General features: G+C 72.7%; 20 protein-coding genes. 17 read left to right on the top strand and 3 right to left on the bottom strand.

The genetic code is table 11. The features are described from left to right. Positions 1 to 70 precede the first annotated feature (70 nt). The 8 genes from FQY79_RS14330 (at position 71) to FQY79_RS14295 (ending at position 10,893) form a co-directional block, all read left to right on the top strand. The gene (locus FQY79_RS14330; RefSeq protein ID WP_246123143.1) at positions 71 to 721 is read left to right on the top strand and encodes a 4'-phosphopantetheinyl transferase family protein; all 651 of its coding nucleotides are present in this window, start codon (positions 71 to 73) and stop codon (positions 719 to 721) included. Further along, positions 718 to 1,359, top strand: coding sequence for a 16S rRNA (guanine(527)-N(7))-methyltransferase RsmG (rsmG, locus tag FQY79_RS14325; protein ID WP_027070922.1), 642 nt, complete (start codon positions 718 to 720; stop codon positions 1,357 to 1,359). The genes FQY79_RS14330 and rsmG overlap by 4 nt, the downstream gene beginning before the upstream one ends. Before the next feature lie 155 nt (positions 1,360 to 1,514). Beyond that, the gene (locus tag FQY79_RS14320; protein WP_051322566.1) at positions 1,515 to 2,339 is read left to right on the top strand and encodes a ParA family protein; all 825 of its coding nucleotides are present in this window, start codon (positions 1,515 to 1,517) and stop codon (positions 2,337 to 2,339) included. Next, positions 2,336 to 3,262 carry a ParB/RepB/Spo0J family partition protein gene (locus tag FQY79_RS14315; protein WP_146313567.1) on the top strand — a complete coding sequence of 309 codons (927 nt, stop codon included), beginning with the start codon at positions 2,336 to 2,338 and terminating at the stop codon, positions 3,260 to 3,262. The genes FQY79_RS14320 and FQY79_RS14315 overlap by 4 nt, the downstream gene beginning before the upstream one ends. Before the next feature lie 220 nt (positions 3,263 to 3,482). Then, the gene (locus FQY79_RS14310; protein ID WP_146313566.1) at positions 3,483 to 6,203 is read left to right on the top strand and encodes a bifunctional acetate--CoA ligase family protein/GNAT family N-acetyltransferase; all 2,721 of its coding nucleotides are present in this window, start codon (positions 3,483 to 3,485) and stop codon (positions 6,201 to 6,203) included. A 240-nt stretch (positions 6,204 to 6,443) separates the two neighbouring features. After that, positions 6,444 to 6,680, top strand: coding sequence for a 50S ribosomal protein L28 (gene rpmB / locus FQY79_RS14305; RefSeq protein ID WP_027070919.1), 237 nt, complete (start codon positions 6,444 to 6,446; stop codon positions 6,678 to 6,680). A gap of 13 nt (positions 6,681 to 6,693) precedes the next feature. Continuing rightward, positions 6,694 to 6,858, top strand: coding sequence for a 50S ribosomal protein L33 (rpmG, locus tag FQY79_RS14300; RefSeq protein ID WP_111265111.1), 165 nt, complete (start codon positions 6,694 to 6,696; stop codon positions 6,856 to 6,858). 585 nt (positions 6,859 to 7,443) lie between these two features. After that, complete coding sequence (locus FQY79_RS14295) at positions 7,444 to 10,893, top strand: hybrid sensor histidine kinase/response regulator (protein ID WP_146313565.1); 3,450 nt, start codon at positions 7,444 to 7,446, stop codon at positions 10,891 to 10,893. Between the two features lie 6 nt (positions 10,894 to 10,899). Here FQY79_RS14295 and FQY79_RS14290 read toward each other — a convergent pair whose 3' ends face one another. Beyond that, positions 10,900 to 11,568 (bottom strand): response regulator transcription factor, encoded by a 669-nt coding sequence (locus tag FQY79_RS14290; RefSeq protein ID WP_146313564.1) that lies wholly within the window; start codon positions 11,566 to 11,568, stop codon positions 10,900 to 10,902. A 103-nt stretch (positions 11,569 to 11,671) separates the two neighbouring features. Further along, complete coding sequence (gene acs, locus FQY79_RS14285; RefSeq protein ID WP_146313563.1) at positions 11,672 to 13,615, bottom strand: acetate--CoA ligase; 1,944 nt, start codon at positions 13,613 to 13,615, stop codon at positions 11,672 to 11,674. A 112-nt stretch (positions 13,616 to 13,727) separates the two neighbouring features. On the opposite strand from acs, the gene FQY79_RS14280 reads away from it, so the two are divergent. From FQY79_RS14280 to FQY79_RS14245, 9 genes are all read left to right on the top strand, one after another. Then, on the top strand, positions 13,728 to 15,545 hold the full coding sequence (locus FQY79_RS14280) for a putative nucleotidyltransferase substrate binding domain-containing protein (RefSeq protein WP_186760094.1): 1,818 nt from the start codon (positions 13,728 to 13,730) through the stop codon (positions 15,543 to 15,545). Position 15,546: 1 nt separating this feature from the next. Beyond that, the gene (locus FQY79_RS14275) at positions 15,547 to 16,176 is read left to right on the top strand and encodes an exonuclease domain-containing protein (RefSeq protein WP_186760092.1); all 630 of its coding nucleotides are present in this window, start codon (positions 15,547 to 15,549) and stop codon (positions 16,174 to 16,176) included. Between the two features lie 122 nt (positions 16,177 to 16,298). Continuing rightward, positions 16,299 to 17,666 (top strand): DcaP family trimeric outer membrane transporter, encoded by a 1,368-nt coding sequence (locus FQY79_RS14270; RefSeq protein ID WP_146313560.1) that lies wholly within the window; start codon positions 16,299 to 16,301, stop codon positions 17,664 to 17,666. 32 nt (positions 17,667 to 17,698) lie between these two features. Next, entirely contained in the window at positions 17,699 to 17,956 is a 258-nt protein-coding gene (locus FQY79_RS14265) for a DUF4212 domain-containing protein (protein WP_146313559.1), read from the top strand. A gap of 9 nt (positions 17,957 to 17,965) precedes the next feature. Next, on the top strand, positions 17,966 to 19,741 hold the full coding sequence (locus FQY79_RS14260) for a sodium:solute symporter family protein (protein ID WP_146313558.1): 1,776 nt from the start codon (positions 17,966 to 17,968) through the stop codon (positions 19,739 to 19,741). 133 nt (positions 19,742 to 19,874) lie between these two features. Further along, positions 19,875 to 20,393, top strand: a complete 519-nt coding sequence (locus tag FQY79_RS14255; protein WP_146313557.1) for a hypothetical protein — start codon at positions 19,875 to 19,877, stop codon at positions 20,391 to 20,393. Positions 20,394 to 20,533: 140 nt separating this feature from the next. Next, the gene (locus FQY79_RS14250) at positions 20,534 to 21,868 is read left to right on the top strand and encodes an ATP-binding protein (RefSeq protein ID WP_222434299.1); all 1,335 of its coding nucleotides are present in this window, start codon (positions 20,534 to 20,536) and stop codon (positions 21,866 to 21,868) included. Next, positions 21,865 to 22,410, top strand: a complete 546-nt coding sequence (locus tag FQY79_RS15510) for a response regulator transcription factor (RefSeq protein WP_222434298.1) — start codon at positions 21,865 to 21,867, stop codon at positions 22,408 to 22,410. Before FQY79_RS14250 ends, FQY79_RS15510 begins: the two co-directional genes overlap by 4 nt. A gap of 219 nt (positions 22,411 to 22,629) precedes the next feature. Continuing rightward, the gene (locus FQY79_RS14245) at positions 22,630 to 23,532 is read left to right on the top strand and encodes a hypothetical protein (RefSeq protein ID WP_146313556.1); all 903 of its coding nucleotides are present in this window, start codon (positions 22,630 to 22,632) and stop codon (positions 23,530 to 23,532) included. 284 nt (positions 23,533 to 23,816) lie between these two features. On the opposite strand, the gene FQY79_RS14240 is transcribed toward FQY79_RS14245, so the two are convergent. Beyond that, positions 23,817 to 24,632, bottom strand: coding sequence for a sulfite exporter TauE/SafE family protein (locus FQY79_RS14240; protein WP_246123142.1), 816 nt, complete (start codon positions 24,630 to 24,632; stop codon positions 23,817 to 23,819). Positions 24,633 to 24,674 lie beyond the last annotated feature (42 nt).

Genomic DNA, 24,674 nt, shown 5'->3' with positions numbered 1-24,674 from the left:
CCCGATCGCCGCCGACATTCTTCTCCGCGCAGTTCACGCCGTCCGGCCGCTAGCTTACGCTGGCCGGCCCATGGAGACCGAGTCCGGCCCGCCGATGCCCCACCCGCCCGACAGCCTCGACCTGGGCGCGGTGCGCTGCGCCTGGGGCCCGTACCGGCGCGGCGAGCGGGCCGAACCGCAGGCCCGGCGCTGGCTGGCGGCGCAGCTGGCGGTGGACGAGGAGGCGCTCGGGCTCTGGCGCGATGCCCGCGGCCGCCCACACCTGGGCCCCGCCCACGCCGGCCTGGACGCGAACTGGAGCCACAGCGGCGAACGCCTGCTGGTGGCGCTGGCGCGCGGCGCCCGGGTGGGCGCGGACATCGAGTGGCTGCGCCCGCGGCCGCGGGCGATGACCCTGGCGCGCCGCTTCTTCACCCCGCGCGAGGCGGCGCTGCTGGCGGCGCTGCCGGCGGCCGAGGCCGAAGACTGGTTCGTGCGCCTGTGGTGCGCCAAGGAGGCGGTGCTCAAGGCCCACGGCCACGGCATCGCGTTCGGCCTGGAGAAGCTCGAGTTCACCCGCGAACCGGACGGCTGGCGGCTGCACGCCTGCGACCCGGCCCTGGGCGCGCCCGGTGACTGGCGCCTGCATGCGTTCACGCCGACGCCCGGCTACCTGGCCACCCTGGCCTGGCGGCCCTCGCCGGCGGCGGACGTCGCGCCCGGTCCTACAATGGCGCGATGACCGCATCCTCCCCCGACGCGCTGCGCGGGACCGTCGAATCCGGCCTGGCCGCGCTCGGGCTCGACGCCGCGCTGGCCGGCCCGCTGCTCGACTACCTGGCGCTGCTGCAGCGCTGGAATGCCGCCTACAACCTGACCGCGGTGCGCGATCCGCGGCAGATGGTGGTCCTGCACCTGCTCGATTCGCTGGCGATCGCGGCGCACACCGAGGGCCTGCAGCGTCTGGCCGACCTGGGCACGGGCGCCGGCCTGCCCGGCATCCCGCTGGCGATCGCGCGCCCCGACCTGCAGGTCACCCTGGTCGAGTCCAACGGCAAGAAGGCGCGCTTCCTGCGCGAAGCGGTGCGCCAGCTGGGCCTGGCCAACGCGCGGGTGGCCGAAACGCGCGCCGAGGCGCTGGATGAACCGGGTGCCCATGATGCGATCACCGCGCGCGCGCTGGCGCCGCTGGCCGAGATCCTGGCCGTGGGCGGGCACCTGGTCCGCCCGGGCGGCCGGCTGCTGGCGATGAAGGGCCAGCGCCCGGACACCGAACTGGCCGCGCTGCCGGCCGGCTGGCGCCTGGAGGGCGTGCACCGGCTGGACGTGCCCGGGCTGGCCGCCGAGCGCCACCTGGTGGTGGTCGAACGCCTGTCCTGAAGCCGCGCGGCGGCGCGCCGGCCGCGGCCGCGGGCGGCCGGCCGCGGCGTGGTCCACGGGCCGCGGACGACGCGGGGGCGCCGGGCGCGGCATAATCCCCCGTCCGGGCCGCCCTTCGCGGCCGATCCCCGCCGCAACCGAGGCACCCGGACCCCATGGCCCGCATCATCGCCATTGCCAACCAGAAGGGCGGAGTCGGCAAGACCACCACCGCGGTCAACCTCGCCGCGGCGCTGGCCGCCACCCCGAAGCGGGTGCTGCTGATCGACCTCGACGCCCAGGGCAACGCGACCATGGGCAGCGGCATCGACAAGCGCGACCTGCACGCCTCGACCTGCGACGTGCTGCTCGAGGAGCTGCACGCCGAGGACGTGATCGTGGAGACCGCCGAGGGCTACGACCTGCTGCCGGCGAACACCGACCTGACCGCGGCCGAGATCGAGCTGATGGACGAGGAGGGCCGCGAGCAGCGGCTCAAGCGCGCGCTCGAACCGCTGCGCCCGCGCTACGACTTCATCATCATCGACTGCCCGCCGGCGCTGTCGTTGCTGACCCTCAACGCACTGACCGCGGCCGATTCGGTGATCGTGCCGATGCAGTGCGAGTACTACGCGCTTGAGGGCCTGAGCGCGCTGCTCGAGACGATCGAGGCGCTCCGGGCACGGCTCAACCCGGCGCTGGAGATCGAGGGCGTGCTGCGGACCATGTTCGACGTGCGCAACAACCTGGCCAACGCGGTTTCGGCCGAGCTGGTGCAACACTTCGGCGACAAGGTGTTCCGTACCATCGTGCCGCGCAACGTGCGCCTGGCCGAAGCGCCCAGCCACGGCCAGAGCATCATCGGCTACGACCGCGGCTCGCGCGGCGGCATCGCCTACCTCGGCCTGGCCGGCGAGGTGCTGCGCCACCAGCGCGAGCGCGAACAGGCCGCGCGCCAGGCGCGGCCCGACACCCCACACGAAACGGAGACCCCGGCATGAGCACCGCCAAGCCAGCGTCCACCAAGCCCGCGCCCGCCCGCAAGCGCGGCCTCGGCCGTGGCCTGGAGGCCCTGCTCGGCCCCAAGGGCGCGGCCCAGGCGCCGAAGCTCGAACCCGAGCCCGGCGAGGCGCTGCGCAACCTGCCGGTCGACGCGCTGCGCCCGGGCAAGTACCAGCCGCGCAAGCACTGGGACGGCGAACGCCTGGACGAGCTGGCCGAATCGATCCGTGCCCAGGGCGTGATCCAGCCGATCGTGGTCCGCGCGCTGGCCGACCGCACCTACGAGATCATCGCCGGCGAGCGCCGCTGGCGCGCCTCCAAGCTGGCCGGCCTGGCCGAGATCCCGGCGGTGGTGCGCGAGGTCGACGACCGCACCGTGGTGGCAATGGCGCTGATCGAGAACATCCAGCGCGAGGACCTCAACCCGCTGGAGGAGGCGCAGGCGCTGCAGCGCCTGATCGACGAGTTCGACCTCACCCACGCCGCCGCCGCCGAGGCCGTCGGCCGCTCGCGCGCGGCGGTCTCCAACCTGCTGCGGCTGCTGGAGCTGCCGCCGGCGATCCGCGCCCTGGTCGAGGAACGCAAGCTGGAGATGGGCCATGCCCGCGCCCTGCTGACCCTCTCGCCCGATCTCGCCGCGAAGCTGGCGAAGGAAGCCGCGGAGCAGGGCTGGTCGGTGCGCGAGGTCGAGCACCGCGCAGCGCAGTTCGCGGCGGGCAAGGTGCCGGCCGGCGGTCGCCGCAAGCCGGCGCCCAGGGGCGCGGCCGCGCCCGACATCACCCGGCTCGAGAACGAGCTGTCCGAGATCCTGGGCGCGAAGGTCAGCATCCAGAACGGACGCGGCAACAAGGGCAAGCTGGTGATCCATTACGCCGGCCTCGACGCGCTCGACGGGGTGCTGGAACGCCTGCGCGGCAAGTGAGGGCGCGCGCGTCCGGACGGGCGCGACGCGCCGCACCGGCCGTTCCGGCTGCAGGCGCGGCTGCGGCCGCGAACCGGCCTCCGGACCCGGGATCCCGGGCAGTGGGGTCGCGGCTGAAGCCGCTCCTGCGGGGCGGGTTCCCCGCCGGCGCGCCGGCAGCCTGGCCCGCGCCCGCCGCCATCATCCGCCGGCCATGCGTCGTGGCCGATACTGTGCCCGCATGAGCACCTGGCGCCTGCCATCGGTCTTCGAGCCGTCGTCGATCGCGATCGTCGGCGGCAGCCCGCGCGAACGCTCGGCCGGGCGCGCGGTGATGCGCAACCTGCGCCAGGGCGGCTACGGCGGGAAGATCGGCTGGGTCAGCCCGCGCCACCGGCAGATCGACGGCATCGCCACGGTGCGGCGCCTGGCCGACCTGGGCTGGGTGCCGGACCTGGCCGTGATCACCGCGCCGGCCCACCTGGTGCCGGGCCTGGTGGCGGAAGCCGCGCAGCTGGGGGTGGGCGCGGCGCTGCTGCTCAGCGCCCACCTGGGACCGGGCCGCGACGCCTTCCACGACGCGATCCGCGACGCCGCGCGCCCGCACGGCATGCGCATCGTCGGCCCGCACTGCCTGGGCATCGTCTCGGCCCACGCCGGGATCAACGCCAGCATCGCCGCACGCGCGCCGCAGCCGGGCGACCTGGCGCTGGTGTCGGAGTCGAGCGCGATCGCGGCCGCGCTGGTGGAGTGGGGCGTGTCGCGCGCGATCGGCTTCTCCAAGGTGGTCTCGCTCGGCGACGCGCTCGACGTGGACTTCGCCGACCTGCTCGACTACCTGGCCACCGACCGCCATACCCGCGCGATCCTGATGTACGTCGAGCGGGTGGCCGACGCGCGCAAGTTCATGTCCGCCGCGCGCGCGGCCGCGCGCGCCAAGCCAGTGGTGCTGGTGCGCGCCGCGCGGCCGCAGCCGGCGGCGAGCATCACCGAGATCGGCCTGCGCGCGCTGGCGCCCGCCGACGCGGTGCACGCGGCCGCGTTCCAGCGCGCCGGCCTGCTCCAGGTCGAGGCCCTGGACGAACTGTTCGCTGCCGCGCAGACGCTTTCCACGGTGCGCACCTTCCCCGGCCGCCGGCTGGCGATCCTGGGCAACGGCGGCGGCGTGGGGCTGCTGGCCGCGCAGCAGCTGGCCAGGCTCGGCGGCACGCTCGCCACGCTGGCGCCGCAGACGGTGGCCGCGCTCGACGCGGTGCTGCCGGGCGGCTGGTCGCACGACAACCCGGTGGACCTGGTGGTCGACGCCGACGGCGAGCGTTACGGCGCCGCGGTCGAGGCGCTGCTGCAGGACCCGGACAGCGACGCGCTGCTGGTGGTGAACGTGCCGACCGCGTTCACCTCGCCACTGGACGCGGCCAGGGCGCTGTCGGGCGCGCTCCAACGCCGCGCGCCGCGCGCCGCGCGCAAGCCGGTATTCGCGGTCTGGCTGGCCGACGACGACCAGGCACTGGCCGAGCTGCACCGCGCCGGCGTGCCCGCGTACGCCACCGAGACCGAAGCCGTGAACGGCTTCATGCACCTGGTGCGCTACCGCGAGGCGCAGCAGGCGCTGATGGAAACCCCGCCCAGCCTGCCGGCCGACTTCGCGGTGGACGCCGACGGTGCGCGCGCGCTGGTGCGCGAGGCGCTGGCGCGCGGCGACGTGCAGCTCGACCCGCAGGCCACCGCGCGGATCCTGGCCTGCTACGGGATCGGGCTGGAGGCGCCGCGGGCCGCGGCCGACCCGGAGGCCGCGGTCGAGGCCGCGCGGCCGCTGCTCGCCGCCGGGCGCACGGTCGCGGTCAAGATCGACTCGCCTGACATCGCCCACAAGACCGTGGTCGACGGCGTGCGCCTGAACCGCGGCAGCGAGCAGGCGGTGCGCGACGCCGCCGCCGACGTGCTGCGGCTGGCGCGCGAGCGCCGCCCCGACGCGCGCATCCGCGGAGTGACCGTGCAGGCGATGGTCGAGCGGCCGCACGCGCGCGAGCTGATCGCGGCGATCGCCGATGACCCGGTGTTCGGCCCGGTGATCGTGTTCGGCCGCGGCGGCGTCGCGGTGCGGGTGGTCGACGACCTGGCCGTGGCCCTGCCACCGCTGGACCTGCGCCTGGCCCACGAGCTGATCGGCCGCACCCGGGTCTCGCGCCGGCTCAAGGCCCACCGCGGCGAGCGCGCGGCCGACGAGCGCGCGATCGCGCTGACCCTGGTGAAGCTGGCCCAGCTGGCGGCCGACGTGCCCGAGATCCGGCAGCTGAGCCTGAACCCGATGCTGTCCGACGCCGACGGGGTGGTGGTGGTCGACGCCCGGATCCTGGTCGGCCCGGTCCAGGCCCTGCACCGCGGCCGCGGCCACCCGCGCTTCGCGATCTTCCCCTACCCGAGCGAGCTCGAGCGCCACATCACCCTGGCCGACGGCACCCGCGCCTTCGTGCGCCCGGTGCGGCCCGAGGACGAGGCCCTGTTCCGCGAGTTCTTCAGCCACGTCACCGACGAGGACCTGCGCCTGCGTTTCTTCCAGTCGGTGCGCCACTTCAGCCACGAGTTCATCGCCCGGCTGACCCAGATGGACTACGCGCGCTCGATCGCGCTGGCGGCGATCGACGCCGACGGCGCCATGCTCGGCGCGGTGCGCCTGCACGCCGACGCCAACTACGAAGCCGGCGAGTACGGGATCCTGGTCCGCTCCGACCTCAAGGGCCGCGGCCTGGGCTGGCAGCTGATGACGATCATGATCGAGGTCGCCGGCTGGATGGGTCTGCGCGAGGTCGAGGGCCAGGTGCTGCGCGAGAACCGGGGGATGCTGGCGATGTGCGAGCAGCTGGGCTTCCGGATCACCCCGGACCCGGACGAGCCGGGGCTGATGGTGGTGCGGCTGCCGGTCGCCGCCCCGGGCACGCCGCCAGGCGGCGGCGCGGCCTGAGCGCGGGCCGGGCGCGGCCGGACTTGTCCACAGGCCGGCCGGCGGGCATAATTGCCGGCTCGCTGTGCCCCGACCGCTGGGTCGCGGGCGCCGGAGCGGCCGGGAACGCGATCCCCCCGCCCCCATGCAGCGACCCTGTCCCGCATTGCGTGGCAGGCGTGGCCCCGCCGGGTCCGCGCCCGCCGGGGCCGCCGCCTCCCTGGCCAAGGGAGGCCCCACGACACACATCCGAGGTGTGCAATGTCACGAGTCTGCCAGGTCACCGGCAAGCGTACGACGACGGGCAACAACGTCTCGCACGCGATGAACAAAACCCGCCGCCGCTTCATGCCGAACCTGCACGAACGCCGGTTCTGGGTCGCCAGCGAGAACCGCTGGGTGAAGCTGCGCGTTTCCACCGCCGCACTGCGCACCATCGACAAGAACGGCATCGACGCCGTCCTCGCCGAGCTGCGCAAGCGTGGCGAGAAGGTCTGAGGAGTAGGACGCCATGGCATCCAAGCGCGACAAGATCCGCCTGATTTCGTCGGCCGGCACCGGCCACTTCTACACCACGGACAAGAACAAGAAGAACACCCCCGGGAAGATGGAGATCAAGAAGTACGATCCCGTCGTCCGCAAGCACGTGATCTACAAGGAAGGCAAGATCAAGTGACCTGACGGCCACGCGACAGCGTGGCCACCGGGGATCTCCGGCGCGAGCCGGGGCCGCAAAAACCCGCCGCGAGGCGGGTTTTTGCGTTGTGGGGGCCGCGCCGGGCGCGGCGGACGGCTCCCGCGGCGACGGCGGGCCCCCACCCCAACCCTCCCCCGCATGCGGGGGAGGGGGCATTCGGCGGCTGCGCGGTGGTGTGGGAGCACCGCCGGGACGCGGGAAGGGCGCGGAGCCCTGCGACCCGCGCAAGAGCCGCGCCCCCCCGCACACGGGGCAGGCGGGACATTCCGCGGCTGTGCGGTGGTGTGGGAGCACGGCCGGGACGCGGGAAGCGCGCGGAGCCCTGCGACCCGCGCAAGAGCCGCGCCCCCTCCCCCGCACACGGGGCAGGCGGGACATTCCGCGGCTGTGCGGTGGTGTGGGAGCACGGCCGGAACGCGGGAAGGGCGCGCGGAGACCTGCAATCCGCGCAATAGCCGTGCCTCCTCCCCCGCATGCGGGGGAGGGTCGGGGTGGGGGTGGCCCGCGCCGCCGCCGCGACCGGCCGCGCTACACTCCGGGGCGCACCGATCGGGGGAGGGTTGGATGCTGCCGGGCTGGGTCCTGCTGCTGGTGTCGGTCGGCTACGCCGCGCTGCTGTTCGCGGTGGCGTGGATCGGCGACCGCTACCCGCTGTATCCGCAGCGGCCGTGGTTGCGGCCGCTGGTCTACAGCCTGGCGCTGGCGGTGTACTGCTCGTCGTGGACCTTCTACGGCGCGGTGGGCACCGCGGTGCGCTCGGGCATCGGCTACCTGCCGATCTACCTGGGGCCGCTGCTGCTGCTGCTGTTCGGCTGGCGGATCCTGGAACGCATGGCGCGGGTGGCCCAGGACCAGAACACGGTCTCGATCGCCGACTTCATCGCCTCGCGCTTCGGCCGCTCGCAGCCGCTGGCGGCGCTGGTGGCCACGATCGCGCTGATCGCGGCGGTGCCCTACCTGGCGCTGCAGTACAAGGCGGTGGCGATCAGCCTGGGCGTGCTGGGCGGGCAGGACCCGGACGGGCCGGCGCTGGGCGATCCGGCGCTGTACGTGGCGGCGCTGATGGCGCTGTTCTCGATCCTGTTCGGCACCCGCCAGGTCGACGCCACCGAGCACCGTCCCGGCATGATGCTGGCGGTCGCGCTCGAATCGGTGGTCAAGCTGGTGGCGCTGGTGGCGGTGGGGCTGTTCGCCAGCAGCTGGCTCGGCGCGCGCGAGCTCGATTACGTGGCCGCCACCCGCGCCCTGGTCGACGTGGCCCCGCCGGTGGGCTTCGTCGCCCAGTGCCTGCTCGCGTTCACCGCGATCTTCTGCCTGCCGCGCCAGTTCCACGTCGCCATCGTCGAATGCGGCAACGTCGCCGACATCCGCCGCGCGCGCTGGATGTTCAGCGCCTACCTGGTGGTCATCACCCTGATGGTGGTGCCGATCGCCAGCGCCGGCATGGTGCTGTTCGGCACCGCCGGCGAGGTGGCGCCGGACAGCTTCGTGCTGGCGCTTCCGCTGGCCGAGCAGCGCGACAGCCTGGCGCTGCTGGCCTACGTGGGCGGGTTCTCCGCCGCCACCGGCATGGTGATCGTGGCCAGCGTGGCGCTGGCGACCATGGTCAGCAACGACCTGGTGATGCCGCTGCTGCTGCGCCGCGGCTGGGCCGAACGCCACGGCGGCGACGTGGCCCGCACCGTGCTGTGGATCCGGCGCATCGCCATCGTCTGCATCGCCGGCATGGCCTGGGGCTATTACCGCGCCAGCGGCAGCGACGCCTCGCTGGCCTCGTTCGGGCTGATGTCCTTCGCCGCGGTGGCGCAGTTCGCGCCGGCGCTGATCGGCGGCCTGTACTGGCACGGGGCGAGCCGGCGTGGGGCCGAGGTGGGGCTGTCGCTGGGCTTCGCGGTCTGGCTGTACACCCTGCTGCTGCCCACCCTCACCGACGCCGGCTGGTTCGATCCGGCCTGGGTGCGCGACGGTCCGTTCGGGATCCACTGGCTGCGCCCGCGCCAGCTGTTCGGCCTCGGCGGCTGGGATCCGCTGACCCACGGCACGTTCTGGTCGCTGCTGGCCAACATCGGCGCGCTGCTGGTGGTGTCGGCGCGCTGGCGCCCGAGCCTGGACGAGCGCCTGCGCGCCGCTCCGTTCCTCGACCCCTACGCCGCGCGCGCGGCGCTGGTGGCCGGCGAGTGGAAGGGCAACGTCGCCATCGGCGACCTGCTGGTGCTGGCCAGACGGATCGTCGGCGAGCGCACCGCGCAGCGCGCGTTCCGGCAGCGCGCGCGCGAGCTGTCGCAGGAGCTGCAGCCGCAGGCCCACGCCGACCGCAACTGGGTCCAGTTCACCGAACGCCTGCTGGCCGCCGCGGTGGGCGCGGCCTCGGCCCGGCTGGTGGTCACCAGCCTGCTCAAGGGCTCGGGCATGGAGGTCGGCGAGGTGGTGGCGGTGCTCGACGAGGCCGGCCAGGAGCTGCGCTTCAACCGCGAGATCCTGTCCAACACGCTCGAGAACATCGACCAGGGCGTGAGCGTGGTCGACGGCGACATGTGCCTGGTGGCCTGGAATCGCCGCTACCAGCAGCTGTTCGACTATCCCGACGGCATGCTCTACATCGGCCGCCCGGTGGCCGACCTGATCCGCTACAACGCCCAGCGCGGTGAGCTCGGGCCGCTCACCCCGGAGCAGATCGAGGAGGAAGTGGACAAGCGCATCGGCTACATGCGCGCCGGTTCGCCGCACGTGAGCGAGCGGGTGCGCGCCGACGGCCAGGTGCTGCAGCTGCGCGGGCAGCCGCTGCCCGGCGGCGGCTACGCCACCAGCTACAGCGACGTCACCGACTTCAAGCGGGTCGAGCGCGAGCTGCGCGAGATCAACGAGCACCTGGAGCAGCGCGTGGCCGAGCGCACGCGCGAGGCCGAGATCGCGCAGGAATCGCGCTCGCGCTTCCTCACCGCGGTCAGCCACGACGTGCTGCAGCCGCTCAACGCCGCGCGCCTGTTCACCTCGGCCCTGCGCGAGAGCAGCGAGCCGCAGGAGCAGGCGCACCTGGCCGAGCGCGTGGACACCGCGCTGCGCGCGGCCGAGGAGCTGCTCGACGGGCTGCTGGACGTCTCGCGCCTGGACGCGGGCAAGCTGCAGCCGGAGATCACCGACTTCGATGCCGGCGTGCTGCTGCGCGAGCTGGCCGCGCAGTACGCGCCGATGGCCGCCGCGCGCAGCATCAACATGCGCGTGCACGCGCCGGCGCTGACCGTGCGCAGCGACCGCCGGCTGCTGCGCCGGGTGCTGCAGAACTTCATCGCCAACGCGCTGCGCTACACCCCGCGCGGGCGGGTGGTGCTGGGCGCGCGCCTGCGCGGCGGGCAGGTGGCGCTGGAAGTCTGGGATTCGGGGCCCGGCATCCCCGAGCACCACATGCGCCAGATCTACGACGAGTTCCACCGCTACGAGCAGCCCTTCGACTGGGACGGGCGCGGCCTGGGCCTGGGGCTTTCGATCTGCCAGCGCATCTCGCGCCTGCTCGGGCACGCGCTCGACGCGCGTTCGACGGTCGGCCGCGGCAGCGTGTTCTCGATCGTGGTGCCGCGCGGTTCGCCGCTGGCGCCGGACGCGGGTGGGGCGCAGCCGCTGGACATCGACCAGGGCCTGCACGGCCTGACCGTGCTGTGCGTGGACAACGACCGCGACATCCTCTCCGGGATGCACGCCCTGCTCTCGCGCTGGGGCGTGCGCACGGTGACCGCCACCACCGTGGACGAGGCGCTCGAACGCCTGTCCGAACGCCCCGACGTGCTGCTGGTCGACTACCACCTGCACGACCGCCTCGACGGCCTGGACACCCTCGACGCGCTGCGTGGCGCCGCCGGCTGCGCGCTGCCCGGCGCCCTGCTCACCGCCGACGGCAGCGATGCGCTCAAGCGCGCCGCGCGCGAGCGCGGCTACCGGGTGCTCACCAAGCCGGTCAAGCCGGCCTCGCTGCGCGCGTTCCTGGCCGCGCAGCGGCGCCGCGTGGACGCCGAGGCCTGACCGGCCTCAGTCCTCGTCGCCGCCGGGAGGCACCACCTTGTCCGGATCCACCGCCAGGCGCCCGGCCATGAGCACCGCCTGGGTGCGGTTGGACGCGCCGAGCTTGCGCAGGATCGCGCTCATGTGGGCCTTGATCGTGGCCTCGGACACGCCCAGCTCGTAGCCGATCTGCTTGTTGAGCATGCCCGAGCCGAGCATCTGCAGCACCCGGAACTGCTGCGGGGTGAGCTCGCGCACGCGCGCGGCCACCTCGTGCTCGTCCGGGCCGACCCGCGGGGCGGCGTCGGCCGCCTCGGGGACCCAGCGGTCGCCGTCGAGCACGCTGCGCAGGGCGGTGCCCAGCAGTTCGGCGTTGGACGACTTGGGGATGAAGCCCATGGCGCCGTGGTCGAGCGCGCGCCGGATGACGGCCGGCTCCTCGCGCGCGGACACCATCACCACCGGCAGCTGCGGATGCAGCCCGCGCAGGTGGACCAGGGCGCTGAAGCCCTGGGCGCCGGGCATGTTGAGGTCGAGCAGCAGCAGGTCGGCGTCGGGGTGCGCGTCGGCCATGGCGTACAGGCCGTCGGCGTTGTCCGCCTCGTACAGTTCGGCGTCGGGAATCACCCGGACCACCGCCCCGCGCAGGGCCTCGCGGAACAGTGGATGGTCGTCTGCGACGAGGATGGTGGTCATGGGGGAACGGGGGCAGTGGGGAGCCTGGGGTGGTCCTGGGACCGCGACCGGCGACCGATGGCGGAGGACGGCGCCGCCGGCCCCCGCCGCGCGGCGCGCCCGGCTACGCGTCCCTCCGGTTCTTCACCAGCGACTCGACCACGGACGGGTCGGCCAGGGTGCTGGTATCGCCGAGCTGGTCGGGCGCGTTCTCGGCGATCTTGCGCAGGATCCGGCGCATGATCTTGCCCGAGCGCGTCTTCGGCAGGCCCGGCGCCCACTGCAGGAAGTCGGGGGAGGCGATCGGCCCGATCTCCTTGCGCACGTGCGCCACCAGTTCCTTGAGCAGCTCGTCGCTCTCCACCTCGCCCGCCACCAGGGTCACGTAGGCGTAGATGCCCTGGCCCTTGATGTCGTGCGGGAAGCCGACGACCGCGGCCTCGGCCACCTTCGGGTGCGAGACCAGCGCGCTTTCCACCTCGGCGGTGCCGATGCGGTGGCCGGAGACGTTGATCACGTCGTCCACGCGGCCGGTGATCCAGTAATAGCCGTCCTCGTCGCGGCGGCAGCCGTCGCCGGTGAAGTACATGCCGGGATAGGTCTTGAAGTAGGTGTCGATGAAGCGCTGGTGGTCGCCGTGGACCGTACGCATCTGGCCCGGCCACGAGTCGAGGATCACCAGGTTGCCCTCGGCCGCGCCCTCGAGCAGCTTGCCCTCGGCGTCGACCAGCGCGGGCTGCACGCCGAAGAACGGCAGCGTCGCCGACCCCGGCTTGAGGTCGACCGCACCGGGCAGCGGCGAGATCAGGATGCCGCCGGTCTCGGTCTGCCACCAGGTATCTACCACCGGGCAGCGGCCGTCGCCCACCACTTCGTGGTACCAGCGCCAGGCCTCGGGGTTGATCGGCTCGCCGACGCTGCCCAGCAGGCGCAGCGAGGCGCGCGAGGTCTTCTTCACCGGCTCGGCGCCCTCGCGCATCAGCGCGCGGATCGCGGTCGGCGCGGTGTAGAAGATGGTCACCTTGTGCCGGTCGACCACGTTCCAGAAGCGCGAGTAGTCCGGGTAGTTGGGCACGCCCTCGAACACCAGCGAGGTGGCGCCGTTGGCCAGCGGGCCGTACACGATGTAGCTGTGGCCGGTCACCCAGCCCACGTCGGCGGTGCACCAGTAGATGTCGTCCTCGCGCAGGTCGAACACCGCCTCGTGGGTGTAGGCCGCGTACAGCAGGTAGCCGCCGGTGGTGTGCAGCACGCCCTTGGGCTTGCCGGTGGAGCCGGAGGTGTAGAGGATGAACAGCGGGTCCTCCGCGTTCATGCGCTCGGGCTCGCACTCCCCGGGCTGGCCGTCGGCCACGGCGTCGTACCAGCGGTCGCGCGGCATCTGCATGTCGACCGCGGCGCCGGTGTGGCGCACCACCAGCACCGTCTCCACGCTCTGGGTGCCGGGCATCTTCAATGCCGCGTCGACGTTGGCCTTGAGCGGCACCTTGCGCCCGCCGCGCAGGCCCTCGTCGGCGGTGATGATCAGCTTGCTGCCGCAGTCGGCCACGCGGTCGGCGATCGAGTTCGGGGCGAAGCCGCCGAACACCACCGAGTGGATCGCGCCGACGCGGGCGCAGGCGAGCATCGCCACCGCCGCCTCGACGATCATCGGCAGGTAGATCGTGACCCGGTCGCCCTTCTTCACCCCGAGGCTGCGCAGCGCGTTGGCCAGCTTGCACACGCGCGCGTGCAGCTCGCGGTAGCTGACGTGCTTGGGCTCGGCGGCCGGATCGTCCGGCTCCCAGATCAGCGCGGTCTTGTCGCCGCGGGTGGCCAGGTGGCGGTCGAGGCAGTTGACGCTGGCGTTGAGTTCGCCGTCGGCGAACCAGCGGATGCGGAAGTCCTCGCGGTCGAAGCTCACGTCGCGGATGCGCGTCGGCGGCCTGCTCCATTCCAGCCGCTGCGCGATGCGCCCCCAGAAGGCATCGGGGTCGCGGACGGACTCGGCATAGTCGCGCTCGTAGTCGGCCGCGGTGACGTTGGCCTGGGCCGCGAACGCCTCGGGCACGGGATACACATCGGACATGGCGGTTCCTCCTCACTGGAACTGGGCTGGCCCCAGTTTGCCGCATCGCAGCGTAACGCGATTTAGACCTTGGTCTATTCAACGCCCGGCGACGGCGACGCACAATGCGCGCATGGACCCCGTCCCCGGCCTGGACCTGAGCCTGCCGCCGTTCGACCTGCTCGACGACGCCGGCCGGCGGCGCCTGCAGTCCAGCGTCGACATCGGTTTCCATCCCGGCGGCACCACGCTGATGGAGGCCGGCAGGCCCTCGCCGCAGGTGTTCGTGATCCTCAAGGGCCTGGTCCACGCCTACCAGGTGGACGACCGCGGGCGCGAGGAGCGCTTCGCCGACTACGGACCCGGCGACATCCTCGGCGCCTGGGCGGTGATGGCCGGGCGCGCGCGCTTCAGCTATCGCGCCGACGGCGACTGCGTCAGCCACATGATCCCGGCCGCCACCTTCCGCCAGCTGCTCGAGGACAATCCGCGGGTGGCGGCGTATTTCAACGAGGGACTGGCCGCCAAGCGCCAGTTCGCCAACGGCGGCGAGCGCCGCGAGGCCGCCGAACTGATGGTGATCCGGGTCGGCGAGGCCGACCTGGCGCCGGCCGAGCACATCGATGCGGCCGCCACCATCGCCGAGGCCAGCGCGCGGCTGCGCGACCGGCGCGTGGACTGCCTGCTGGTCGACGACCCCGCGCACGCGCAGCCCGGCATCGTCACCCGCACCGACCTGCTGGGCGCGCTGGCGCTGCGCGCGCTGCCGCTCGACGCGCCGGTCGGCCCGCTGGCCAGCCGCCCGCTGGCGACCATCGGCACCGGCGAAGTGCTGTTCCAGGCGCTGATCGACATGACCGAGCGCCAGATCGAGCGCGTGGTGGTCACCGAGGGCGGGCGCGTCGCCGGCACCCTGGGCATGGCCGAGGTGCTGGCCCATTTCGCCAGCCACTCGCACCTGATCAGCCTGCGCCTGGCGCGCGCGCGCGACATCGACGCGATCGCCGAGGCCGCCTCCGGCATGACCCGGCTGGTGCGCAGCCTCAACGTCAACGGCACCCGCATTCCCTACATGATGGAGCTGGTGAGCGCGCTCAACAGCCGCATCATGGCCGGCATCTTCGAGCTGGTGGTGCCGCCGGAGCTGCACGAGCGCATCTGCCTGCTGGTGATGGGCAGCGAGGGCCGCCGAGAGCAGCTGCTCAAGACCGACCAGGACAACGCCCTGGTGCTGGCCGACGACCTCGACTGGCCGGGGCTGGGCGAGGCGATGGACCGCTTCAGCGCGGCGCTGGCGAAGGTCGGCTACCCGCCGTGCCCGGGCCGGGTGATGGTGGACAACCCGCACTGGCGCATGAGCGCGGCGCAGTGGCGCGAGCGCATCGGGCAGTGGCGGCGGGTGCACGGCGGACAGGGCGCGCTGGACCTGTCGATCGCGCTCGACGCGCGCCCGGTCGCCGGCAACGGCGCGCTGTTCGCGCCGGTCAAGCAGGCGCTGATGGCGCTGGGCGACGACGAGATCCTGCTCCACCACCTGGCCGCGGCCACGCTGGAATTCGACATGCCGCTGACCTTCTTCGGCCGCGTGCGCAGCGGCGGCGCCGGCACCGACATCAAGAAGGGCGGCCTGTTCCCGGTGGTGCACGGGCTGCGCTGCCTGGCGCTGCGCCACGGCATCGCCGCCACCAGCAGCCGCGAGCGCTGCGCCGCGCTGGTCGAGGCGGGCCAACTGTCCCCCGGCCTGGGGCGCGACCTGCCGCAGGCGCTCAACGTGTTCCAGCACATGCGGCTGGACGCGCAGTTCGCGGCGCTCGACCAGGGCCGCGCGCCGGACAACCACATCGATCCTTCCCGCCTGCGCCGGCTCGACCGCGAGCTGATGCGCGATGCGCTGCTGGTGGTCAAGGAGTTCCGCGCCCACGTGCGCCAGAGCTTCCACCTGCGCGACTAGCATGGGCCCGCTGCGACGCTGGTGGCTGCGACGCCGGGCCGGCAATGGCGAATGGGCCTGCCTGCTGGGGCCCGCGCGGCCGGGCGAGTGGGTCAGCCTGGATATGGAGACCACCGGGCTGGATCCGCGCCGGGACCAGATCCTGAGCCTGGCCGCGGTGCCGGTGCGCGACGGACGGGTGCTGGTCTCCGAACGCTTCGAGCGCCGCATCCGCGTCCATCGCGCCTTCGGCATCGAGTCCATCCGCCACCACCGCATCACGCCCCAGGAGGCGGCCAGCGGCGTGGCCGTCACCGAGGCGGTGCGCGAGTTCCTGCACTGGCTGCAGGGCCGCACCCTGCTCGGCTACCACCTGTCGTTCGACCTGGCGATGCTGGCGCCGCACGTGCGCGCGCTCACCGGCTTCGCCCTGCCCAACCCGCGCGTGGAGCTGGCCGCGGCCTACGCCGCCCGCGCCCGCCGCGCCCAGCCCAACGCGCCGCCCAACCTCGACTTCCAGCACATCGCCGACAGCCTCGGCGTGCCGGTGCTGGCCCGGCACAGCGCGCTGGGCGACGCGGTGACCGTGGGCCTGTGCTGGCTGGCGCTGCAGGGATCGTCCGGCCCGCTCCCGGGCGCGGACCGGGGCTAGCACGGCGCAGCCGCGCCGCGCCCGCGGCGGCGGCGTATTCGACCAATGGCGAATAGGCGGGCGCCGGCGGCGCGGTCAGGCTCCGGGGACCGCGCATGCGCGGATTCCTGTGGGAGGGAGCAATGACGACGAAACGACGCCACCCGCGGCGCCTGTTGGCCAGTGCCGTGCTGGTCGCGCTTGCGGCACCCGGACTGGCCTTCGCGCAGACGGCCAAAGAGGTCGAACTGGAGGCCCGCGTGGCCCAGCTCGAGGCACAGATCCAGGCCCTGCTGCAGGCGCAGCAACAGCAGCAGCAGAGCATCACCCAGGCGCAGACGCGGCTGGACGAGGTGCAGGTCGCGCAGACCGCCAAGCCGGTGCAGTCCAAGCCGATCCTGGCCAACCCCGACGCGGTGTTCACCTACGGCGGCTTCATCAAGCTCGACGCGATGGCCACCGACACCAGCGACGGCGTGATCGCCGAAGGTTCGGCCGGCCGCATGTTCTACGTGCCCAGCACGATCCCGGTGGCCGCCGACGGCGCCGAGCCCGACACCGATCCGTATACCGACGTGCACGCCGCGTTCTCGCGCTTCTGGTTCGCGGCCGACCACACGACCGAGAACGGCAACAAGTTCCGCGGCTTCATCGAGGCCGACCTGTTCGGCGGCGGCACCTCGAACCTGGGCAACGAGGTCTCCACCAACACCCACGGCATCACCATCCGCCACGCCTACGTGACCTGGAACAACTGGCTGGCCGGCCAGACCTGGTCGAACTTCCAGGACGTGGCGGCGCTGCCCGAGGCGGTCGACTTCGTCGGCGTCACCGAAGGCACCACCTTCGTGCGCCAGGCGCAGATCCGCTACACCAGCGGCCCGTTCTCGGTTTCGCTGGAGAACCCGCACACCACGGTCAGCAACGTCGTCAACGCCGCGCGCAACAACGCCGGCGGCAACGACCTGATGCCCGACCTCACCGCCCGCTACGTGGCCAAGGGCGACTGGGGCCACTTCTCGGCGGCCGGCCTGCTGCGCCAGCTCAAGTCGGGCGACGAGACCACCACCGGCGCGGCGTTCAGCCTCTCGGGCCGGTTCAACCTCGGCGCCAGCGACGACATCCGCTGGATGGCCAACTACGGCGAGGGCATCGGCCGCTACATGGGCTTCGGCCTGGGCGCCGACGCGGTGGCCGACGCCAACGGCCGGCTGCACGCCCAGACCGGCGCCGGCGGCTTCGTGGCGTGGCGGCACGCGTTCACCCCGGAGCTGCGCTCGAACCTGATGTACTCGGTGGCCGCGTTCGACAACGACCGCAACCTGGCCGGCTGGGGCCTGGACAGCTGGGCGGCGGTGGAGCGCGCGCACTCCTTCCACGCCAACCTGATCTATTCGCCGTTCCCCAAGCTGGACATCGGCGCGGAGATCGGCTGGGGCCAGCGTGAGCTCGAGGACAGCCGCAAGGGCGACCTCAGGCGCATCCAGACCACCGTCAAGTACACCTTCTGATCGACCGACCGCACGAGGGGGCAACGAAAGACATGTCCGAGAAATCACCACAGCACTACTGGAAGGCCAACCTGCGGATCATCTGGATCTGCATGTCGATCTGGGCCCTGGTGTCCTACGGGTTCGGCATCATCCTGCGGCCGCTGCTCGCCGGCATCCGCATCGGCGGCACCGACCTGGGCTTCTGGTTCGCGCAGCAGGGCTCGATCCTGACCTTCATCGTGCTGATCTTCTACTACACCTGGTACATGAACCGGCTCGATCGCGAGTACGACGTGGACGAGCAATAAGGGGCGACCATGGATCAGTTCACTCTCAATCTCATCTTCGTCGGCGGCTCGTTCCTGCTCTACATCGCGATCGCGATCTGGGCCAAGGCCAGCTCGACCTCCGAGTTCTACGCCGCCGGCCGCAGCGTCCATCCGGTCACCAACGGCATGGCGATCGCCGCCGACTGGATGTCGGCGGCCTCGTTCATCTCGATGGCCGGCCTGATCGCCTTCGTCGGCTACGGCAACTCGGCCTACCTGATGGGCTGGACCGGCGGCTACGTGCTGCTGGCGATGCTGCTGGCGCCGTACCTGCGCAAGTTCGGCCGCTTCACCGTGCCCGACTTCATCGGCGACCGCTACTACAGCCGGGTCGCACGCCTGGTGGCGGTGGCGTCGCTGCTGATGATCTCGATCACCTACGTGATCGGGCAGATGACCGGCGCCGGCGTGGCCTTCTCGCGCTTCCTGGAGGTGGACACCAACACCGGCCTGCTGATCGCCTCGGCGGTGGTGTTCGTGTACGCGGTGCTGGGCGGCATGAAGGGCATCACCTACACCCAGGTGGCGCAGTACATCGTGCTGATCATCGCCTACACCATCCCGGCGGTGTTCATCTCGCTGCAGCTCACCGGCAATCCGATCCCGCAGCTGGGCCTGTTCTCGACCCACACCGAGTCGGGCATGCCGCTGCTGGCGCGCCTGGACCAGATCCTGGTGGACCTGGGCTTCAACGACTACACCGGGCTGCACGATTCGACGCTGAACATGACCCTGTTCACGCTGTCGCTGATGGTCGGCACCGCGGGCCTGCCGCACGTGATCATCCGCTTCTTCACCGTGCCCAAGGTGTCCGACGCCCGCAAGTCGGCCGGCTGGGCGCTGGTGTTCATCGCCCTGCTCTACACCGTGGCCCCGGCCGTGGGCGCGATGGCGCGGCTGAACATCCTGACCACGATCTATCCGGAAGGCACCCGCGCCGAGTCGCTGACCTACGACGCGCGCCCGGACTGGATGCACAACTGGGAGCAGACCGGCCTGCTGAAGTTCGAGGACAAGAACGGCGACGGCATGATCCAGTCGTACAACGAGGCCAGCACCGAGTTCGCCGCGATCGCGGCCGAGCGCGGCTGGCAGGGCAACGAGATGGTCACCTTCAACCAGGACATCCTGGTGCTGGCCAACCCGGAGATCGCCGGGCTGCCGGGCTGGGTGATCGCGCTGATCGCGGCAGGCGGCCTGGCGGCCGCACTGTCGACCGCGGCTGGCCTGTTGCTGGCGATCTCGTCCGCGGTGAGCCATGACCTGATCAAGCGCACCTTCAAGCCGAACATCACCGAGAAGGGCGAACTGCTGGCGGCGCGCATCTCGATGGCGGCGGCGATCGTGGTGGCCACCTGGCTGGGCATGAATCCACCCGGATTCGCGGCCCAGACGGTGGCGTTCGCGTTCGGCCTCGCCGCCAGCTCGCTGTTCCCGGCGATCATGATGGGCATCTTCTCCACGAGGATGAACTCCACCGGCGCCATCGCGGGCATGCTCGCCGGCCTGGTCTCGACCAGCGTGTACCTGTTCACCTACAAGGGCTGGTTCTTCATCGCCGGCACCAACATGCTGGCCGACACGCCCGACAACTGGCTGTTCGGCATCTCGCCGCTGGCCTTCGGCGCCGTCGGTGCGGTGATCAACTTCATCGTCGCCTACGTCGTGATGAAGATGACGGCTCCGGTGCCGGAGAACATCCGCCACCTGGTCGAGGACATCCGCGTGCCGCGCGGCGCGGGGGCGGCCACCGGCCACCACTGATCCACCTGCTGTCGCACTGCGGCGGCCCGCTCCCGGAAACGGGGGCGGGCCGCACCGCTTCCGGGCCCGGCATCCGGTTGCCGCGCGCCGACTACAATCGTGTTCCATCGCCAGCCACCCCTCGGGAGCCTCCATGCTGCTGGAATTCATCGCCATCCTCGCCGCCGGCTTCGGCCTGGCCGGCATCGCGCTCGCGCTCAACATCGCGCTGCGCAAGCGGCTGCCGCAGTGGATCGTGCCCGCCGCGGCCGGCGCCGGGATGCTGCTGATGGCGATCTGGCTGGAATACTCCTGGTTCGAGCGCACCACCGGCACCTTCCCGGAAGGGGTGGAGGTCGTCTCCAGCAACCAGGTGCGCTCCTGGTACCGGCCCTGGACCTACGTGGTGCCGCTGACCAACCGCCTGATCGCGATCGACAGCCGCTTCAATCGCCGCCACGCCGACCGGCCGGGACAGGTGCTCACCCGGGTCATCCTCGCCGGCCGCTGGGAGCCCACGCGCCAGTTCGGCGCGGTCTACGACTGCATCGGCCACCGCCGCGCCGACCTGCTCGACCAGGTCGAGCTGCGCGAGGACGGCAGCCTGGGCAACGCCACCTGGGTGCAGCTGTCCGCCGACGACGCCGCGCTGCGCATCGCCTGCGGGCGCTGATCGCGCCGACAGCAGACACGCCCGCATGCGCGCGGCGGTGGACGCAGCGGCCGGCCGCGGGCATGGTGGCAGGGACCCGCGGCACGCCGGCCGCCGGCAGCCGTTCCACCCCGCAGTCCCGAACCCCGCGTGCCGCCCGCATGACCCAGCCCGAGGCTTCCCTGCCGACCCAGATCCACGGCCCCGGCCGGCACCAGGCGCTCGAGGAGCCGCACCGCAGCGCCAACGCCAACAGCCTGCGCCAGCTGGTGCTGGTGCGCTGGATCGCCGTGGTCGGGCAGCTGGTCACGATCTCGGTGGTGCACTGGGCGCTGGGCATCGCCCTGCCGCTGGTGCCGATGTTCGCGGTGCTGGCCGCGCTCGCGCTGTTCAACCTGGTGGCGATGCTGCGCCCGCGCCGGCGCGTGACCAACACCGCGCTGCTGGTCGGCCTGCTGGTGGACGTGGCGACCCTGACCGTGCAGCTGTACCTGTCGGGCGGGATCGCGAATCCGTTCGTGTTCCTGTACCTGCTGCAGGTGGTGCTGGCGGCGGAGCTGCTCAAGGCCTGGTCGGCGTGGCTGGTGGTGGCGCTGACCTGCGCCTGCGTGATCGGGCTGACGCTGTTCCCGGGCCCGGTGCACCTGCCCGGCGGCCCGCTCGGCGGCCTCGACAACCCCTACCTGTTCGGCCTGCTGCTGTGCTTCGCCCTGATCGCGGTGCTGCTGGTGGTGTTCATCATCCGCATCCGCCACATCATCCGCGCCCGCGACGCGCGCCTGGCCGCGATGCGCCAACGCGCGGCCGAGGAGGAGCACATCGTGCGCATGGGCCTGTTGGCCTCGGGCGCGGCGCACGAACTGGGCACGCCGCTGGCGACGATGGCGGTGATCCTCGGCGACTGGCAGCACCTGCCGCACTTCGCCTCCGAGCCCGAACTGCTCGAGGACGTGACCGAGATGCAGGCCCAGGTGCTGCGCTGCAAGGCGATCGTCTCCAACATCCTCGCCACCGCCGGCGAGACCCGCGGCGAGGAGCCGCGCGGCACCACCCTGCGCGCCTTCCTCGACGACCTGGTCGACGAGTGGAAGCGCAGTCGCGCGGTGCGCGGCTTCGAGTACCACGACCGGATCCAGCGCGACGCCGCGATCGTCTCCGACGTCGGCCTGCAGCAGATGCTGTGGAACATCCTCGACAACGCGCTCGAGGCCTCGCGTTCGCGGGTGGAGATGGAGGCGACGCTGTTCGAGGGCGCGCTGGTGCTCACCGTGCGCGACGACGGCCCCGGCTTCCCGCCGGAGATGATCGAGCGCATCGGCAAGCCCTACCAGTCCAGCAAGGGCGCGCCCGGCCGCGGCCTGGGCCTGTTCCTGGCCGTGAACGTGGCGCGTACGCTCGGGGGTACCATAACCGCATACAACGAACCCGGCGGCGGCGCCGCGGTCACCGTCACCCTGCCGCTGCCGGCGCTGTCGCTGGAGCAGGAGGAGGAGTGACCAACGACGCCCGCAGACTGCTGATCGTCGAGGATGACGCCGCGTTCGCGCGGACGCTGACCCGCTCGTTCGAACGCCGCGGCTACGTCGTGCGCCACGCCGCCAGCCTCGACGCGATGCAGGAGGTGCTCGCCGACGGCTACGCACCCACCCACGCCGTGGTCGACCTCAAGCTCGCCGCCGGCACTTCCGGCCTGGCCTGCGTGAAGGCGCTGCACGAACACGACCCCGGGATGAAGATCGTGGTGCTCACCGGCTACGCCAGCATCGCCACCGCGGTGGAGGCGATCAAGCTCGGTGCGCACCAGTACCTGGCCAAGCCGTCGAACACCGACGACATCGAGGCCGCCTTCGCCAGCAGCGGCGACGGCGACACCGGGGTGCCGCTCACCCGCCGCCAGACCTCGATCAAGACCCTGGAGTGGGAACACATCCACGAAGCGCTGGCCGCGGCCGACTTCAACATCTCCGAGGCCGCGCGCCAGCTCGGCATGCACCGCCGCACCCTGGCCCGCAAGCTCGAGAAGCGGCGGGTGAAGTAGCCGGCGGCGCCGCGATCGGCGCCTGCCGGACCGGCGGCCGGCGATGGCCGCGCCGCGCCTGGACCCGGAGCCTCTCCCGCCGCACCGGCGCCAGGGCGGCGCGGCCCCGGCCCGGGTGCCGCGCAGGTTCCGGGTCGGGCGAGGTTGTCGTCCGCCGCCGCAGTGGCCAAGATGCCCTCGGATCCAAGGGGGCGCCGATCGATGGGGAAGCGCGCGATCATGTTGTCGGGCCTGCTGGCGGCAGCGCTGCTGGCCGGCCTGGCCGGCTGCGGCGGACGCCAGGACGCCGACGATGCCGGACGGGCCGAGCCGCCCACCCCGGGCGAAACGGTGCGGTTGCTGACCGCGCACCTGGCCGACGGCCGGCTCGACGCGTTCGCCCGCGACGCGGTACCACCCGACCTGCACGCGCAACTGGAGCAGGCCTGGCGCGAGGGCCGCACGCGCTGGCCGCTCGATCAGCTGCCGTTCGCCCCGCACATCCCGCGGGCGATGGCCGCGCTGTCGGCGCCCGGCGCCGAGCGCGACCTGCAGCAGGCCTTCGACCGCCAGCTGGCCAACACCAGCCTGGCCGCGGCGGCGGAGTTCCTGACCGTGTTCACCGTGCAATACATCACCCGGCAGGGCGAGTTCAGCGACAGCGAGCGCGAGCACTACCCGCAGCTGGTGGAGGCGCTGGGCAGCTGGGCGATGCAGGCCCCGCTGGGCGACCGGGCCCGCGCCCAGGCCGCGATCGCCGCGCTCTCGGCCGCCGCGCGCGAGGCCGCGCTCGACAGCGACGAAGCCTTCGCCCGGGCCGGCATGGACGACAGCCTGCGGCACATGTCGCGCATGGCAGTGACCTTGCGCGAAGCGCTGCAGGCCTACGGCCTCGACCTGGCCGCCGACCTGCGCGCGATGGACGTGCAGCTGCAGTCGCAGACCGGCGACATGGCGATGGTGCGCATGCAATACCGCCTGGCCGGCAGCCCGATCGACACCGTGGTCCAGCTCCAGCGCCTCGACGGCCGCTGGTACGTCAGCGACTTCCTGCACCACGCCCGGGACGCCCTCCAGCGCCCGGCCCCCGAACCCGCCCCCGGGCCGCCGGCAGACGCAGGCAGCGAAGCCCCCGCGGCCTGAGTCGGCACCGTCGCCGGCCTGGGCTGACGAGGGCCGGTGGTGAGCGCGTTGCCCAGCCTGCACGCAGGCTCTTCCGCCACTTGCGGGAGTGGCGCGGGGAGAGCTGGCGTGGGGCCGCATCAGCGCGCCGCGCTCGACGGTCTCGCGTCGGACACTGCCCCCATCCCAACCTTCCCCCGCAAGCGGGGGAAGGCGCCGGTGCGCGGGGAGAAGGTTCAGACCAGGCTCCCTCCCCCGCGTGCGGTGGAGGGCAGGGGTGGGGGCCGCATCAGCTTGCCGCGCCCTCACCGGGCCAGGACGCTGATCCCCACCAGCACCATGAACACCGCGAACACGCGCTTGAGCGCCGTGCCGCTGATGGCGTGCGCCAGGCGCGTGCCCAGCGGGGCGGCCAGCACCGAGGCCAGCGCGATCCCGATCGCCGCCGGCAGGTACACGTAGCCCACCGCGTGCACCGGCAGCGCGCCGTCCGGCGCATGCACCGCATAACCCGCGGCGCTCGCGATCGCGATGAACACGCCGCAGGCCGACGACGTGCCCACCGCGCGCACCGGCTGCACGCCACGCCAGACCAGCAGCGGCACGGTCATGCTGCCGCCGCCGATCCCGACCACGGCCGAGACCGCGCCGATCCCGCTCCCGGCCGCCGCCATCGGCCAGCCGGTCGGCACCACCGCGTCCCCGGCCGCGCCGCCGCGGGGGCCGCCGAAGGCCATCTGCGCCGCGACCACGAAGCAGTACAGCGCCACGCACCAGCGCAGCACCTCGCCCTGCACCGCGACGGCGAACCAGCTGCCCAGCCAGCCGCCCAGCAGCAGGCCGGGCACCATCCAGGCCACGGTCGGCCACAGCACGCTGCCGCGCGCGTTGTGCGCGCGCGCCGAAGATGCGCCGGTCAGGATGATGCTCGCCAGCGAGCTGGCCAGCGCGGTGTGCATCACCGCGTCGGCCGGGATCCCGTGCGCCGGCAGCAGCCACACCAGCGCGCCGATCAGCACCAGTCCGCCGCCAATGCCGAGCAGGCCGGCCATCACGCCGGCGGCCACGCCCAGCAGCGGGAACATCCACCAGCCCTCGATCACCGGAATGCCCCCGCGCACGGGCGGCGGCCTGAAAAGTCGTTCATCGGGCGCTGGCTATAG

Source organism: Luteimonas wenzhouensis (genome assembly GCF_007859305.1).
GTDB lineage: Bacteria > Pseudomonadota > Gammaproteobacteria > Xanthomonadales > Xanthomonadaceae > Luteimonas > Luteimonas wenzhouensis.
The sequence above is the reverse complement of the archived record's forward strand: the minus strand, read 5'-3'. Positions and strand labels throughout refer to the sequence as shown.